This window comes from Cupriavidus sp. 291-E7 (assembly GCF_057798835.1).
On sequence record NZ_JBYOJV010000017.1, the window covers coordinates 1 to 16,362 of the forward strand.

The 16,362-nt window shown below is 64.0% G+C and carries 13 protein-coding genes and 1 riboswitch; of the genes, 3 read left to right on the plus strand and 10 right to left on the minus strand.

Annotated elements, in window-relative coordinates; all coding sequences use genetic code 11:
• Positions 1-79 precede the first annotated feature (79 nt).
• A complete protein-coding gene (locus AC3FLX_RS25155; protein WP_488694692.1) occupies positions 80-1,300 on the plus strand; it encodes an ISL3 family transposase in 1,221 nt (406 codons plus the stop codon).
• Positions 1,301-1,355: 55 nt separating this feature from the next.
• Here AC3FLX_RS25155 and AC3FLX_RS25160 read toward each other — a convergent pair whose 3' ends face one another.
• Both AC3FLX_RS25160 and AC3FLX_RS25165 read right to left on the minus strand, forming a co-directional pair.
• The gene (locus tag AC3FLX_RS25160) at positions 1,356-1,745 is read right to left on the minus strand and encodes a CzcE family metal-binding protein (RefSeq protein WP_488700049.1); all 390 of its coding nucleotides are present in this window, start codon (positions 1,743-1,745) and stop codon (positions 1,356-1,358) included.
• Positions 1,746-1,883: 138 nt separating this feature from the next.
• Positions 1,884-2,804 carry an ornithine cyclodeaminase family protein gene (locus AC3FLX_RS25165; RefSeq protein ID WP_488700050.1) on the minus strand — a complete coding sequence of 307 codons (921 nt, stop codon included), beginning with the start codon at positions 2,802-2,804 and terminating at the stop codon, positions 1,884-1,886.
• Positions 2,805-3,244: 440 nt separating this feature from the next.
• On the opposite strand from AC3FLX_RS25165, the gene AC3FLX_RS25170 reads away from it, so the two are divergent.
• The gene (locus AC3FLX_RS25170; RefSeq protein WP_488700051.1) at positions 3,245-4,825 is read left to right on the plus strand and encodes an isocitrate lyase; all 1,581 of its coding nucleotides are present in this window, start codon (positions 3,245-3,247) and stop codon (positions 4,823-4,825) included.
• Positions 4,826-4,897: 72 nt separating this feature from the next.
• Here AC3FLX_RS25170 and AC3FLX_RS25175 read toward each other — a convergent pair whose 3' ends face one another.
• From AC3FLX_RS25175 to AC3FLX_RS25200, 6 genes are all read right to left on the minus strand, one after another.
• Positions 4,898-6,124, minus strand: a complete 1,227-nt coding sequence (locus AC3FLX_RS25175) for a cation:proton antiporter (protein WP_488700052.1) — start codon at positions 6,122-6,124, stop codon at positions 4,898-4,900.
• Between the two features lie 174 nt (positions 6,125-6,298).
• Positions 6,299-6,844 (minus strand): GNAT family N-acetyltransferase, encoded by a 546-nt coding sequence (locus tag AC3FLX_RS25180; RefSeq protein ID WP_488700053.1) that lies wholly within the window; start codon positions 6,842-6,844, stop codon positions 6,299-6,301.
• A complete protein-coding gene (cobW, locus tag AC3FLX_RS25185; RefSeq protein ID WP_488700054.1) occupies positions 6,798-7,862 on the minus strand; it encodes a cobalamin biosynthesis protein CobW in 1,065 nt (354 codons plus the stop codon). Before cobW ends, AC3FLX_RS25180 begins: the two co-directional genes overlap by 47 nt.
• A gap of 45 nt (positions 7,863-7,907) precedes the next feature.
• On the minus strand, positions 7,908-9,356 hold the full coding sequence (locus AC3FLX_RS25190) for a PepSY domain-containing protein (protein ID WP_488700055.1): 1,449 nt from the start codon (positions 9,354-9,356) through the stop codon (positions 7,908-7,910).
• A gap of 9 nt (positions 9,357-9,365) precedes the next feature.
• Positions 9,366-11,576 (minus strand): TonB-dependent receptor, encoded by a 2,211-nt coding sequence (locus tag AC3FLX_RS25195; protein ID WP_488700056.1) that lies wholly within the window; start codon positions 11,574-11,576, stop codon positions 9,366-9,368.
• A 46-nt stretch (positions 11,577-11,622) separates the two neighbouring features.
• A riboswitch (cobalamin riboswitch) is annotated at positions 11,623-11,871 on the minus strand.
• A gap of 198 nt (positions 11,872-12,069) precedes the next feature.
• Entirely contained in the window at positions 12,070-13,659 is a 1,590-nt protein-coding gene (locus AC3FLX_RS25200) for an aldehyde dehydrogenase (NADP(+)) (RefSeq protein ID WP_488700057.1), read from the minus strand.
• A 171-nt stretch (positions 13,660-13,830) separates the two neighbouring features.
• On the opposite strand from AC3FLX_RS25200, the gene AC3FLX_RS25205 reads away from it, so the two are divergent.
• A complete protein-coding gene (locus AC3FLX_RS25205; protein ID WP_488700184.1) occupies positions 13,831-14,829 on the plus strand; it encodes a LysR substrate-binding domain-containing protein in 999 nt (332 codons plus the stop codon).
• 21 nt (positions 14,830-14,850) lie between these two features.
• Here the strand turns inward: AC3FLX_RS25205 and AC3FLX_RS25210 are convergent, their stop codons facing one another.
• Together AC3FLX_RS25210 and AC3FLX_RS25215 are read right to left on the minus strand one after the other, a co-directional pair.
• Positions 14,851-15,183, minus strand: coding sequence for an NIPSNAP family protein (locus AC3FLX_RS25210; protein WP_488700058.1), 333 nt, complete (start codon positions 15,181-15,183; stop codon positions 14,851-14,853).
• A gap of 3 nt (positions 15,184-15,186) precedes the next feature.
• Positions 15,187-16,362 carry an iron-containing alcohol dehydrogenase gene (locus tag AC3FLX_RS25215; protein ID WP_488700059.1) on the minus strand — a complete coding sequence of 392 codons (1,176 nt, stop codon included), beginning with the start codon at positions 16,360-16,362 and terminating at the stop codon, positions 15,187-15,189.

Here is a 16,362-nt window from a genome sequence, read left to right on the forward strand (position 1 = left end):
GGTTCTTCGGAGAATTCCGGGGACTGAATTGCCACATTCCGTATCCTAATGGCCGTTAAGACGGCTGTTGAGGAACGGGATGCTGGATCGGAAGACGCTGCAGGCCTTGGGCTGCTGGGATGGCTACAGGCTGGATCGGGTGGTATGGCCTGAAGGGGAGAGCCGTACGCTGGCGCTGTACTTGAAGCCAGTCAGCAAGGTCATGTACTGCGAGGAATGCGGATCGAAGTGCCGGCAGGTCCATGAAACGGTGGTGCGGCGCGTGCGCGATCTTCCGCTGTTCGAGTACCGGGTGGTGCTGCATGTCCCCCGCAGGCGCGTCTGGTGCGATCAATGCGGGGGGCCGCGACTCGAGCGGCTCGAATGGCTTGGGCGCTACCAGCGTGTCACAGCCAGGCTGGCGCAGGCCTGCGGGCAGTTGCTGCGTCACTGCACGGTGCAGGCCGTGGCGGCTTTCTATGACCTGGGCTGGCATACCGTCAAGACGATCGACAAGGCGCGCCTGCGCGAGGCAGTCGTCGAGCCGGACTGGTCCAGCATCCGCTACCTGGCCATGGACGAATTCGCGCTGCACAAGGGCCATCGCTATGCGACGGTGGTGGTCGATCCGATTGGGCGGCAAGTGCTCTGGATCGGTCAGGGCCGCTCGCGCGAGACGGCGCGCGCCTTCTTTGCGCAACTCCCGGCAGGCGCGGCAGAGCGCATCGAGGCCGTTGCCATCGACATGACGACCGCCTATGAACTGGAGATCCGCGAGCATTGCCCGCAGGCTGAGGTGGTCTTCGACCTCTTCCACGTCGTGGCCAAGTACGGGCGCGAGGTGATCGACCGGGTCCGTGTAGATCAGGCCAACCGCCTGCGGCACGACCGTCCGGCCAGACGGGTACTCAAGTCCACGCGCTGGCTACTGCTGCGCAACAAGGAGAACCTGAGCGACCCTCAAGCCGTGCATCTGAACGAGGTGCTGCAGGCCAATCAGCCGTTGCTGACGGTCTACATCCTGAGAGACGAGCTCAAGCGGCTGTGGTTCTACCGCCGCCCGGGATGGGCGCAAAAGGCGTGGGAGCATTGGTGTGAACAGGCAAGCCAGAGCCGGATTCCGGCTCTCGAACTGTTCGCCCAGCGCCTGAAAGCCTATTGGCACGGCATCATCGCCCGATGCCGGCACCCGCTGAACACGAGCGTCGTAGAGGGCATCAACAACACCATCAAGGTCATCAAGCGTAGGGCCTACGGCTACCGCGACGAGGAATACTTCTTCCTGAAGATCAAGGCTGCCTTCCCCGGAATTCCTCGTTGAACCTAAAAAAAGCCCCGCATTACGCGGGGCCTGCAGTACAGCTATTCAACTACGTTCAACCACCAGTGAAGAGGTCGCTTCTATTAATGTAGACGCGGACGCCCGCACTACCTGGCAGGTCTGGCATCAGCAAGCCAAGATCGACGCTCGTGTTCTTGATCATCTGTGCGAAGGTCCAGGCGGAGGTCTTCTCGCCGGCCCGAAACGCGACTGTCTCGCCTGAGTCCACATTGACGTAACGCAACCCTGGTTTGACATCGACAATGCGGGTTACGCGGGACGGATCGGTTGGATTACCGAACAATGCGGCGTAACGCTTTGCCTTCGCTTGCCCGGCCGACGCAGACACACCTGACTTCGGCCCGCTCGCTTCCATTGCGTACGACGCCGACATCCCACCCAACAGAATCGCCACGAACAGCAAGGCCTGTCTCTTCGCTTTCATAGTCATCTCCTTCTCAGAAGCGTGGTTGATCTATGAAAGCGAGTGTATGGATTGCACGCCTACTACAGCCTTGCCCAGGGATTACAAATAGGCAATCGCGCGCGATCTGGTTCCCGGTAGGTCCGCCAAGCCCTGCCCTTACCCCTTCGCCGCAACGACCTTCTTGTAAACCAGCGCGGAGAGCGCGACATCGACGAGACCGACGCCGACCGACTTGTAAACCCGAATGCCCTGGCCCACACCGTTGGCCGCGCCGCCGGTCAGCACATCGCCGATCTCCACGACGCGATCCCAGTTCACGATGCCCTCCTTCGCCATGACGAGGTCGCCAGCTTCCTTGCGCGCCTGCTCCTTGTGTTCGACGATGATCCGCGCCGCGCGTTGCAGCGTGACATCGTCGATCTCCCGCGTCTGAGGCTTGCTCGATCCGATGGCCGCGACGATGGCGTCGGACTTCAGAAGGTTGCCATCGAACAGCGGCGTCGCGCTGCGCGTGCAGGTGATGATGACGTCCGACTCCGGTACCGCCGTGGCTGCGTCAGCGGCCTTGAACTCGACATCCGGATGCGATTTGGCGAAAGCATTTGCCATCGCCGCGCCATCCCCCCTGCTCACGATGAAGACCCGCCGGAATACGCCGAGTTCGAGCATGGTGGCCAAATGCGCCCTGCCCTGAACGCCGGTCCCGAAAATCGCCAACGTCGAGCCCTTTGGCGGCAGTTGCGCCTCGATCACGACACGCGTTGTGGCGGCGGTCCGGAACTCCGTCAACGCATTGCCCTGCATCGTCGCCACGTAGTGCCCGTCCTTCCCATCGAACAGCACGACGACGAAATCGAACTGGCCCGCGTTTGTGGAATACACCTTCGCGCCGCACATCCCGGCCGGCGCCACGATTCCGCCCATCACGCTGAGCGTCAGGTGATCCAGCATCGTGCGCGAGCGCGGCAACGTCACCGCTTGTCCGCGCGCGGCAGCGATAAACGCATCGCGTACCACATCGCTGCTCTCGCGCATTGTGAGAACGTTGCGAACCTGCTCATCGGTAATCAGTGTCATGGCGTGCTTCCAGTCGGCTATGGGGTATTGCGTCAGCAATGAAGAGGGCGATTGTTTCCGGATCGCGACGTGGCGTCTAATGACTTTTCGTTCGCAGCCATGTCTTGGAGGTATGGCGAGCTGAACCGCGGATCGACGCAGCTGATCCCTTCTTCGCGATTCCCGCGCCGAACCCAGCCCCTGAAAGCACCTTTCACATTGCGAAATCCCGCAGGAATTCCGCTGCCACCCCGGTTTCGTTCTGAGAAAACACGTTCCACATTACAAAATATCATCGCTATCTTGTTGAAACATAAGGATAAACAAAGTCTTATGTCTTATATAAGAGTTGGGTTTCGAGCCGGGAAAGGGCCATACAATGTTTCCCATGCTGCTTGCTTCGACACCCTGTGGCGGCACCGGAACCCTTCTACAAACGCGTTACTTCTTAGGAACTTCTCATGGCCCAGTATCAAGACGACATCAAGGCAGTTGCCGCTTTGAAAGAGACCAACGGCAGCGCTTGGAATGCGATCAATCCCGAGTACGCCGCACGCATGCGTGCCCAGAACAAGTTCAAGACGGGCCTGGACATTGCCAAGTACACCGCCAAGATCATGCGCGCCGACATGGCCGCTTACGATGCGGACCCCTCGAAGTACACCCAGTCGCTGGGTTGCTGGCACGGCTTCATCGGCCAGCAGAAGATGATCTCCATTAAGAAGCACTTCAACAGCACCGACCGCCGCTACCTGTACCTGTCCGGCTGGATGGTGGCTGCGCTGCGGTCGGAGTTCGGTCCCCTGCCCGACCAGTCGATGCACGAAAAGACGTCGGTCAGCGCCCTGATCCGCGAGCTGTACACGTTCCTGCGCCAAGCCGACGCCCGCGAACTGGGTGGCCTGTTCCGTGAACTCGACGCCGCCCAAGGCCCGGCCAAGGCCGCCATTCAAGCAAAGATCGACAACCACGTGACCCACGTGGTGCCCATCATCGCCGACATCGACGCCGGTTTTGGCAATGCCGAAGCTACGTACCTGCTGGCCAAGCAGTTCATTGAAGCCGGTGCCTGCTGCATCCAGATCGAAAACCAGGTGTCCGATGAAAAGCAGTGCGGCCACCAGGACGGCAAGGTCACGGTGCCGCACGAAGATTTCCTGGCCAAGATCCGCGCCATCCGCTACGCGTTCCTGGAACTGGGCGTGGACGACGGCGTCATCGTGGCCCGCACCGACTCGCTCGGCGCCGGCCTGACCAAGCAGATCGCCGTGACCAACACGGCGGGCGATCTGGGCGACCAGTACAACTCGTTCCTCGACTGCGAGGAACTGTCGGCCGACCAACTGGGCAACGGTGACGTGATCATCAAGCGCGACGGCAAGCTGCTGCGTCCGAAGCGCCTGCCGAGCAACCTGTTCCAGTTCCGCGCCGGCACCGGCGAAGCACGCTGCGTGCTCGACTGCGTCACCGCACTGCAGAACGGCGCCGACCTACTGTGGATCGAAACCGAAAAGCCGCACATCGCCCAGATCAACGGCATGGTCAGCGAAATCCGCAAGACCATCCCGAACGCCAAGCTGGTGTACAACAACAGCCCGTCGTTCAACTGGACGCTGAACTTCCGCCAGCAGGCCTACGATGCAATGAAGGAAGCCGGCAAGGACGTGTCGAACTACGAACGCGGCCAACTGATGAGCGTGGAATACGACGACTCCGAACTCGCAAAGCTGGCCGACGAGAAGATCCGCACGTTCCAGGCCGACGCATCGCGCGAAGCCGGCATCTTCCACCACCTGATCACGCTGCCGACGTACCACACCGCCGCACTGTCGACCGACAACCTGGCCAAGGAATACTTCGGCGACCAAGGCATGCTGGGCTACGTGGCAGGCGTGCAGCGCAAGGAAATCCGCCAGGGCATCGCGTGCGTCAAGCACCAGAACATGTCCGGCTCGGACATCGGTGACGACCACAAGGAATACTTCAGCGGCGACGCAGCGCTGAAGGCGGCAGGCAAGGACAACACGATGAATCAGTTCTGATTCGTGTTGTTGGAATGAAAAAAGCCAATCCTGTGAAGGGTTGGCTTTTTTTGTTGTGACAGGCGCTGCGGTTCAATCCTCGCGCAGGCGCAGCGCTGCCAGTGTCAATGGTTTCGCCACCATTGTGGTAGCCAACGCCATTAGCAACAGGCCAGAGAAGGCAGCGGTACTGATCAGGCGGTTTTCCAGCAGGATTGCCAGAACCACCACTTCCATCAACCCCTTGGTTTGAGCCAGCGCGCCCACGGTCCACGCATCGCGCCGTCCAAGACCAGCCCAATGCGCGGGTAATGCGGTCCCCGCCATCTTGCCGATCACAGCCACGACCGTCGTCAATGCAAAAACCATCAACGCATCGCTTCCTGCCGCATTGAGGTCCGTCCGCAGGCCCGTCATCAGGAAGAAGAATGGCATCAACACCACAACGGTGGTGGGTTCGAGCCGAGCCTCCAGATCAACGGCAACGCGGTGCGGCACGACCACGCCTGCCAGAAAGCCGCCGAGGATGTAGTGCAGGCCGATGAGTTCAGATACGCAGGCCGATGCAAAGATCAGCAGCACCGCAGCCGCGAGCCGTGCGTCGCCGGCGTTCAATGTCGGTAGCCAGCGCGCCAACAGCGGCCTCACGATGACGAACATGGCCGCCACATAGATGGCACCGCCGATGGCCAGTCGCAGTGGGTCCTGCGCTGCCTGCCCGGTACTGGCCAGGATGCACGACAGCACGATCCAGATCGCGGCATCGCTGACCGCGGAACACGCTAGCGCAAGGCGGCCGGCTGTTGTATTGGTCATGCGCATCTCGCGCAGAATGGCACCGAGCACCGGGAGCGCGGTCACTGCCATCGACACACCCACCGCGATCGCAAACTGCCAACGCGTGGCCAGCTCACCGGCCAGCGCCGGTTGCCATCCGACCAGCAGCCAACCCGCTCCTAAGCCCAGTACGAACGGGACCGTCACGCAGCCGACCGCGGCGCTGACCGCGATACGTCTTAGCCCGGTCGATTCGGCACCGCTGATATGCAGGCCGGACAGAAATGCGAAAAGCACTACCGCCAGCCATTGGAGGCCCATCAATGGCGCCAGTTTCTGGGGGCCAAACAGCGCGTGCCAATGCTCCGGCCACAGCGCGCCCAGCAACGACGGCCCCAGCACAATGCCGCCGAGGATCTGCATGACCACCAAGGGAACGATCCTTCCAAGGCGGAACGCGCGCCAGAGGATCAACGGTGTGGCCACAACCAGGCATGCCTGGACAAAAAAGATCGCAACTGGAGATATGGCGGACGAATTCATGGCATTCCTGCACCGACGCGGGGGCTGCCGCCCCATTGATACAAAGAGCGGATGATACAGGTGCGGGTTTTGCGGCAGGCAATGACCGACCTAAGCTGGCGTCCGCCGACCGCTAGCGGCCCGGTCTAAGCCCCAGGTTGCTCGCTTACGATTTTCAGACGCTATTTTCAGACGCTACTTCGCCAGCAGCAGCGACCTGCCCATTTCTATCGTACGAACCTCATACCCCAGTTCGCTGTACAGGCGGCGTGCTCCCTCATTGAACGCCCACACCACTAGCCTGATATCCGTCGCGCCTTGATCGCGAGCCCATCTCTCTGCCTGAGCCATTAGCGCACGACCGATACCTTGGCCGTGCATGTTTTCGCACACGCAGACCGAGCCGATGCGGCCGATCGTTGCTGGCTGTAGAAGCGGACTATTCAACGTCGTGATCTGCACCGTTATGAATCCAACTGCGACCTGCCCTTCTTCGGCGAGGAAAGCCGCGTGCTTTTCCCCCTGGAGGCTCGGCAACCAATGCGGCGCATCGCGCATGGCATCCGTAGTCGCCTCCGTATAGATGTCGGGATGTTGCCCGTGATGGATCGCATTGAGAAGTTGGCCCAGCACGCAAATGGCTTCCAGATCTTCCACGCCAGCGCGGCGGTAGGTGACGGCATTTGTCACGGCGTCATGCGCCCAACGCCCGATCCAGGGCAGCTTGGAGCGCGGCACCATCCAGATCCTGGCCGATCAGCACGATACGGGTACCCTTCGTCTCGTCAACGCGCCAGGCGCGGTCGAAATAGCTGTCGAAGCGTTGGCCCACGCCATGCAGCACCAGCCGCATTGGCTTGCCGGGCAACGCGGCAAAGCCCTTGACGCGATAGATCGTGTGACCGGCCACCAGCTTTTGCAGCGCCGTCACCAGTGCGTCGCGTTCGACCGTGCCGGCTTCCACCACGACGGAGTCGAACTCGTCGTGATGGTGGTCAGCGTGATCCGGGTCGTCGGCGTTGCCGTGGTGATCGACGCGCAAGTGGATCGTTTCCTCTGAAGCCCGGTTCAGCCCCAGCAAGCTGTTCACATCGAGCGAGCCGGCTTGCGCTGGCACAATCTTGACCTCTGCCGGAATCTCGGGGCGTACCAGCGCTTCCACGGCCGCAATCTGAGTGGCGTCCATCAGGTCAATCTTGTTCAGGATGACCAGGTCGGCACTGGCCAACTGGTCTTCGAATAACTCGTGCAGCGGCGACTCATGATCGAGATTCGGATCAGCGCGGCGTTGTTCGTCAACGGCCGCCGGGTTCGCCGCGAACTGTCCTGCCGCCGCGGCGGGACCATCGACCACGGTCACTACCGAATCCACGGTGAAGGCATTGCGGATGCTGGGCCAGTGGAACGCCTGCACCAGCGGCTTGGGCAGTGCCAGCCCCGACGTCTCGATCAGCACGTGGTCGATCTGGTCGCGGCGCTCCAGCAGTTGCTCCATCACCGGAAAAAACTCTTCCTGCACGGTGCAGCACAGGCAGCCGTTGGCCAGTTCGTAAAGCTGGCCAGTCGGCTCGCCGGCGGCGTCGCAGCCGATGCCGCAGCCCTTCAGGATCTCGCCGTCGATGCCCAGTTCGCCGAACTCATTGACGATCACCGCGATACGGCGGCCGTTGGCGTTATCGAGAATATGGCGCAGCAAGGTGGTCTTGCCGCTGCCGAGAAAGCCGGTGACGATGGTGGCGGGAATCTTCGAGGTATGCATGGAATCCTCACTACGAAAAATTTGTTTTGCGAAACAGATGGAGGTCTAGCGGACAAGCCGTCGCCATCCCACGACGACGCCACTGACCGACATCACGAGGCCGACGATGGAAAGCGCCCAGACGACGATGTCCCATCCGGGACGGTTCTGCGTCAGGGTCACGAAGTCATAGCTGTGTACCGCGTTGAACAACCAGCGATATAGCCGCCGGCTGTCGTCGCCGCGGCCGATGACCTGGCCGGTCGCCGGGTCGATATAGGCCCAGGTGCTGTCCCGATCACCGAAGCCCACGCGCAGCACCGGAAACCGGCGCGCATGGTGGTGGCTGTACCAGTAGGCGTCGGGCTCCGTCTGAACGAGTTGCGACGCGATCCGCGCGTCCGGCAGCAATGTCGCGGCCGTGCGCGCCAGCTCGGCGCCATCCCATTGCATGGTCGCGCCGTGGTGCGGATCGACGGCCCGAACGGCCCCGTCGTCGGCGGACACCAGCAACACCGGCCTGCCGCCCACCCACGTCATGCGTGCTTCGCGCGCACCCTCGCCTATCGCCTGCCAGGCCGGTGCCGGAAACGATGCCGACGTATGCCCGGCGTAGCGCTGCAGCGCCGCCCCGTCGAAGCCGCGTCCGTTGAACCACTGGTTCGGATTGACCGACAGCCAGCCCGAGATCAGCCAGAACAGCAGGAATAGCGCACCGGCCAGCCCCGCCACATGGTGCCAGGCCATCCAGCCGTGATACGGCGACGTACCGTCCATGCTGCCGTGGGCAAAGCGGCGCCGCACGCGCAGCCGCAGCCAGCCGATCCAGATCCCCGTGATCGCCACCACCACGCACGGCCCCGACGTCCACAGCACCACCTGGCGCCACAGCGGCGGGTCCTTGCGGATCGGCGTGAAGTACAGCCAGTGGGGCACCGAACCCAGCCAGTTCCAGAAACGCTCGGCGCGGTGGGTATCGCGCATGACCTCGCCGGTCTTCGCCGACACGTAAAGCTCGGTGCCAAGGCCATCGTCGATGGCGATCCGGTGCAGCGGGCGCCAGGCATTGAGGCCGTTCGGCACGGTCCACTGGTCGCTCTCGGCCGTCTCCAGCCATTGCGCGGGCTTGCCGGCGAAGCGCTGCGCTGTGACCTGCGCCGTGGCGGCATCGACCTGCGCAATCACCCGGCCGTCGATGGCAGACACCGTATGTGGCAGCCCCTTGCCATCGACCATGCGATAGACCGGCAGGTCGCCCGCCATCTCCAGCCGCAGGCTGCGCGGGAAGGCATCGAGCCCGGCCGCCGCCATCGCCGCATCGGGCGAGACGGCCAGGCGCGCCGTATCGATGCGCGGCAGCCCGGCCAGCCGTTCGGCATCGGTCAGCGCCGGAAAGCCCACGTACATCATGACCAGCCCGGAGCCAAACCACATCGCGATCAGCAGGCAGCCGGCGATGCCCATCCACCGATGGATCAGGTACAACCAGCGTTTCAGCCTGAGCTTGCGCCACACGGCCGGGCCTCAGAAGTAGAAGTTGGCCGACAGCTCCGCCGAGCGCGGACGCCCCAGCAACCACTGCTGGCCGCCGTTCGAGAACGATTCGGCGTAGTCGCGGTTGAACAGGTTGTAGACGCGCAGCGTCAGCGCCGCCTGCTTGGTCACGCGCCACGACAGCGCGGTATCGATCGTCGTATAGCTCGGCACGCGCACCTTATTGGCGGTGTCCGCATAGCGCCCGCCCACGTAGCGCAGCCCCGTGGCAAAGGTCCATTGCGGCATGAAATTCCAGCTCAGCCAGGCGTTGGCGGCCTGCTGCGGCACGCTCGTCGGCACATTGCCCGCACGGGACACCGCCACACCACCCACCGACTCGTTGAAGTCGTCATAGCGCGCGCGCAGCACCGTGCCGTTTACGTCCAGACGCAGTCCGCGCAGCACTTCCACGCTGGCCGAGGCTTCCAGCCCGCGCGACGATTGCTCGCCCACCTGCTGGGTAATCGTCGGGTTGACCGTATCGCGCGACAGCAGGTTCTTCTTGCGGATCTCGTAGGCCGCGAACGTCCATTCGCCGCGATTGCCCCAGAAGGCCTGTTTCACGCCCACCTCCACCTGCTTGCCGGTGGCCAGGTCGAAATTGCGCTGGGCATCGCTCGTCGTCACCAGCGCGCCGAGCGGATCGGTGGCCGTGGCGTACTGCGCGTAGACCGACAAGCTCGGCGTGAACTGATAGACCGTACCCACGCGCCACGTAGTGTTGGCGAAGGTCTTCTCCCAGCCGGTGTTGGCGATCAGATCGGTACGGTACAGCGTGGCGTGATCGAAACGCACACCGCCAATCACCGACCACTGCGGCGTAAAGGCAATGCGATGCTCGCCGAACAGCGCGTACTGCGTGGTGTTGGTACGCAGGCGCGGCGACGTGACGATGCCCGGCGGGCTGAAGAACAGGCCCGGATCGAAGTTATACGCATTGACCGTGGACGTACCGCCGTACGGCGAGTTGTTCGAATGCGTGAAGTTGATCTTGTTGATATCGAAGCCGACGGTCGTCGCGTTCTCCATCCCGAACAGCTTGCTCTTGACCGTCATGTCCGCGCGGTTGCCCACCTGCTCCTGGTCGTGCAGGATTTCCAGGTAATCGGTACGCCGCACCTGCGAGGTGGCCGGCAGGAACGCGTAGGTCTCGCTGTCGCGCCAGTGCCGGTGGCTGGTCAGGTAGTAGAACTGGTTACGCACCGTGACGCGGTCGTTCGGCGTCCATTCGGCATTCAGGCGCGTCCAGCGGTCGCGATAGCTGATCTGGGCATCGCCGACGTTGTAGTTCTTCTTGCGCAGCGACGTGTCCAGGCTGCCATTGACCAGCGGCGTGCCAAAGTACTGCTGCGGATGTTGCGTGCCGTCGGCATAGGACAGCGTCAGGTTGAAGTCCGGGTTGACGTCCAGCCGCACCGACGCAGACACCATCAGGTTGTTCGAATCGCCCCGCTCGACCCAGCCGGCCGAGCGGTTGTACGCCGTGGCAAAGCGGTACGACAGGTTGTCGTTGACCTTGCCGCCGCTATCGAACGCTACGCGGGCGGTCTTCTCTGTGCCGCCGGTGATCTGCAGTTCGTTCTCGATGGGGCCACGGATCGGCTTTTTCTGCACCACGTTGACCACGCCGCCGATGGCACCTTCGCCATACATCACTGATGCCGGCCCGCGCAGCACTTCGATGCGATCCACCGACCAGGTATCGAACGGGAACGTGACGGTGCCCGAGGCCACGTACATGCGCGTGCCGTCGAGCAGTTGCATGACCGAACCCTGGCCGGAAAAACCGCGCGCCGTCAGCGACGTGCCGCCGTTGCCGGGCGCGGGATTGCCCGTGATGCCGGTAGCGCGTGTCACGGCTTCGCGCACGGACTGATCGCCGCGCGCGCGAATCGTCTCGCCGCTGATCACTTCGACGCTGGCCGGGGTTTCCAGCGGCGTCAGGCCCAGACGGCTGCCGGTGTATTCGGGCTTCGACAGCGCCAGGCCGGGCGGGTCGATCTGGGCGGACTCGCTGACCGTGACGGCCGGCAGGGTCGGATGCTTGGGGTCGGATGCGGATTCCTGTGCCAGTGCACAAGGGATATTGAAACTGGCCACCGTGCCAACGGAAGCGACCAGTGCACGCGAGCGACGCCCACGTGCGTGACGCGACGAGATTTCGGCCGTGCGCGAGCGGCTGGCGGTATGCGCGGACAAGTTGTATTTCATCGTGAAGCCGAGCGACCCCGCCCGGGCAAATGGATAGCGATGATGACAACAGGCCGGTATCCGGGCTTGCAGGCTGGAAGCGTCTGCTTCCGGGACGCCATCGTCTTCCCACGCCAGCGAAGCTTTTGCGCAGTGACTGTCGATCCGACAACCGAGGATCGACATGATGGTTCCCAAACCTGCTTACCGTTGCGGGGGCAGCACAGGCTGGCCGCTAGTGCGCGGCGTTCCTGTTTCCCGTTTAACCCGCGAAATCGCTCGCGGGCACCTGCATCACGTACGGCACGTCAGGGGGACGCACCGCGGGGCGCATTTTACTCGTAACCGTTGGTGACTTGCGCCGTCTGGTGTCAGAAACAACACCATCTGGACACGGAAAAGCGTCAATCCGACGGAATTTGCGTCAGATTTGGCATCTCCAGCACGAAGTGCCGTTCAGGTTCGTGATGCAGGCCATCCTCAAGTCGCGCCGGCTTCACCGCTACGCCACGATCGGGTCGCGCGTGCGCGCGCCATTCACGAGCCGGTCGATGCGGAGCGGATTGGCATTCCGCAGCGCCACCGGTAGCAGCGCGTCGTCCATGTTCTGGAAGCAGACGGGCCGCAGGAAGCGGTCGATGGCCAGCGTGCCCACCGAGGTGCCGCGCGCGTCGGACGTCGCGGGATACGGGCCGCCGTGCACCATCGCATCGCACACCTCGACGCCGGTCGGATAGCCGTTGACCAGCAGCCGCCCCGCCTTGTGCTCCAGCGCCGCAACCAGTGGCGCGGCCTCCGCCAGGTCTTCGGGGTCCGCGATCAGTGTTGCCGTCAACTGCCCCTGCAGCGCGTCGATGGCACGCCGCAGCGCGTCGGCATCTTCGAGCACCACCAGGACCGTGCAAGGTCCGAAAACTTCCCGCTGCAAGCGGCCATCGGGTTGGAACAGTAATGCGGCGTCGGCCTGCCAAAGCTCGGCGGAAGCCTGGCCGGGATGTGCCGGAGCGGCCGCCAGCAAGGCCATACCCTGCGTATCGGCAAACTTCCGCACCCCATCGACGTAGTGCTGCAATCCCGCTGCATTGAGCATCGTCTGCGCGGGCGAGGCGCCGATGGCTGTCTTGAAATGCGCGACAAACGCGTCGAGCGCGGCCGAGCGGATACCCAGGACCAAGCCCGGGTTCGTGCAGAACTGCCCGGCCCCCTGCGTGACCGACGCGGTCAGCTCGGCCGCGATGTCCGCGCCCCGCCGCGCCAGGGCCTGGGGCATCAGAATCAGCGGATTGACGCTGCTCATCTCGGCAAACACGGGGATCGGATGCGGACGGGCCGCGGCCATATCGCAAAGCGCGCGGCCGCCACGCAGCGAACCCGTGAAGCCGACCGCGCGGATCTCGGGATGCTTGACCAGATGCTCGCCAACGCGGTCGCCGAAGATCATGTTGAAGACGCCGCGCGGCATCTCCGTGGCCTCCGCCGCGCGCACCACGATGTCGGCGATCACCGACGCCGTCGCCATGTGACCCATATGGGCCTTGAACACCACCGGGCAGCCGGCCGCCAGCGCCGACGCGGTATCGCCACCGGCCGTGGAGAACGCAAGCGGGAAATTACTGGCGCCGAACACGGCCACCGGTCCGATGCCGATGCGGTATTGCCGCAGGTCGGCGCGCGGCAGCGGCGTACGCTGCGGCATGGCCTGGTCGATGCGCGCACCCAGGAAATCGCCGCGCCGCAGCACGGATGCGAACAGCCGCAACTGGTTGCTCGTGCGTGCGCGCTCCCCCGCAATGCGCGCGGCCGGGAGTCCGGTTTCCTGGCAGACCAGCGCGATGAACGCATCATCGAGCGCGTCGATGCCGTCGGCCACAGCGTCCAGGAAGCGAGCCCGCTGCGCCGGCACCAGCGAACGAAACGCGGGATAAGCCGCCGCCGCGGCGCGCGCGGCCGCGTCCACTTCGCCGGCCGTGGCCTCGTGGAATGCGCCGGGCAGCCGCTCGCCCGTTCCGGCATTCACGCTGTACAGCAAGGTAGAACCGGCGGCACTGCGCGTGCTGCCAATGTATTGTTGACCGGTAAATTGCAACGACATGGGAGTCTCCTGGAGATGGACGCGGTGTGGCCGCGCGTGTCGGGGGACTCTATGCGCAGGCACCGGCGGGCGCCAATGAAAAGGCCTGATTTGCCGATAAGCGGCGGTTATCCGGGCGCCGTGCCGGGATGGGTCGAAGGCGCTATAGTGTCGACTTTTGCACGCTCCGCCATGCACCCCCCGGCACTACCCTCGCTCGCCACCATTGCGTCAAGACTGCGCCTTAAGCAACTGCGCCTGCTGATCGCGCTGGACAATCACGGCTCGCTGCACAAGGCCGCGGACGAGATCGCCATCTCGCAGCCGGGCGCCACCAAGGCTCTGCGCGAGATCGAGGACATCCTGGGCATGTCGCTGTTCGAACGCCAGCCCAAGGGGCTGGTGGCCAACGAACTCGGCCAGTGCGTCACGCGCTACGCGCGCCTGATATACAGCGACCTGGAACACCTGCATGCCGAAATCACGGCCATTGCGCAGGGCCACGGCGGACATCTCGCGGTCGGGGTCATCATGGGCGCCATTCCGCTGCTGACCCGCGCGCTGACCGCATTGCGCGAACAGCAGCCGCATCTGTCCGTCGAGATCATCGAGAACACCAGCGCCGCGCTGCTGCCGCTGCTGGACGAAGGCCGCATCGATTTGGCCCTGTGCCGCTGCGGCGTCAGCCGCAGGCCGGGCGCCTACGACTGCATGGCTCTGGAAATGGAACCCCTCGCGGTAGTGGCGGCGCGCTCGCACCGGCTGGCGGGAGCCTCCGCGTTGACACTGGCGGACCTGGCCGGCCTGCCGTGGATGGCGTATCCGGTCAACACGCCGATGCGCCGCACGCTCGAACGCGAGCTTGGCGACGCGGGCATCGACCTGCCCCGCTATCCGCTGGAAACCGCATCGGCCTTCGCCACGCTGACGATGCTGCAGGACACCCCCGACCTGGTGGCCGTGGTGCCGCGCGCCGTGGCGGAATTCGGCGAGCGGTTCGGGATGCTGGTGCAGCTGCCGGTGCCGATGCGCGCGCTGGACGACCCCTATGGCGTGATCACCCGATCCGGCGCGCACCTGTCGCCGGGCGCGCGCCTGCTGATCGCGTCGCTGCAGGAGCATTGCGTCGAACCGCTGCCGGACGCCACACCGGACGGCAGCGAGAACGACCTCGGGGACGCGCACCCGTAACCGGGCGCGCGGGGCGCCGGCTCAGCGGATCGGTGAGAAATCCGCCGGGCGCAGCAGCTTGGACTCCATCTTGACCAGCATCGGGAAGGCCACCGGCACGAATTTTTCGAGCCAGTCGCGATCCTCGTAGAGCGCATTACGGCGGGCGATCCGGTCGTCCAGGCTTTCATAGGCCCAGATGTGCACCACCTGGTTCAGCTCGCCAATCTCGGTGTACCACCAACCCACCAGCTTGGCGTAGCGGGAGATCACGGGCAAACCCTCCTGCTCGAAGTGCCGCAGGTATTCCTTCATCTTGCCGATCTGGACCGTATAGGTCCGCATTTCGTAGTACATGTTGCTTCTCTGAGTCATGGATTAAGCGAACGCCTCGATGTCACCGCGATGCGCGGCAATGATGATCCGTTCGATGTCGGCGGCGCTGGTCAGACGCGGATTCACCAGCACGTTGCCGCTGCGCATCGAGTCCTTCACCATCTGCGGCAGGTGGGCCAGATCCACGCCAAGCTCGCGGATCGTCGACGGAATGCCGAGCCCACGATTCAGATCGCGGATCAAGGTCACCACGCGTCCGGCCGCGTCCAGATCCGTCAGGCCCGACACCTCGCTGCCCAGCGCCTGCGCGATATCGCGGAAGCGCTCGGGGCTGGCCGGCACGTTGAACGCCACCACATAGGGCAGCAACGCGGCGTTGGCAATGCCGTGCGCGATGTCGAACACGCCGCCCATCGTGTGGGAGATCGCGTGGACGTTCCCCAGCTTCGACTGCGAGAACGCGACACCCGCCAGGAACGATCCCATCAGCATGTCCGCGCGGGCCTGCAGGTCCGCGCCGGCGTAGAACGCCTTGCGCAGGCTGCCCCCGATCATGCGGATCGCATGCAGCGCCAGGGCCTGGCTGATCGAATTGGCCTGCTTCGATACGTAGGACTCGATCGCATGGGTCAGCGCATCCATGCCGGTAGCGGCGGTAATCGCGGGCGGCAGGCGCAGCGTCAGTTCGGGATCGAGGATGGCCAGTTTCGGGAACAGCTTCGGGCTGATGATGACGGTCTTGAACAGCGTTTCCTTGTTGGTGAACACCGTCGATGCGGTGCACTCGCTGCCGGTGCCGGACGTGGTGGGCACCGCGACGATCGGCAACGGCTCGTTCGGGATGCGGTCATAGCCCTCGTAGTCGAGGATCGACCCCGGGTTCGTCGCCATCGCGGCCACGCCCTTGGCCGTGTCGATGCTGCTGCCGCCGCCCACGCCCGCCACGGCCGTGCAGCCGTGCGCCTTCAGGAAGGACACGGCGCGTTCCAGCACCGAGGTATCGGGGTTCGGCGCCACGCCGTCGAACGTCTCGTAGGCCACGCCGGCGTCCCGCAGCGACTGGAAGAAGCCGTCGAGCACGCGGCTGCGCATGAGGCCCTCGTCGGTGACGACGAGCAGCTTGCCGCCGGCATGGGGGCGAATCAGTTCGCCGGCTTGCGCGGCCAGGCCGTTGCCGAACCTGAGCGTTGTGGGAAAGTGATAGAGGAAGGGATGCAT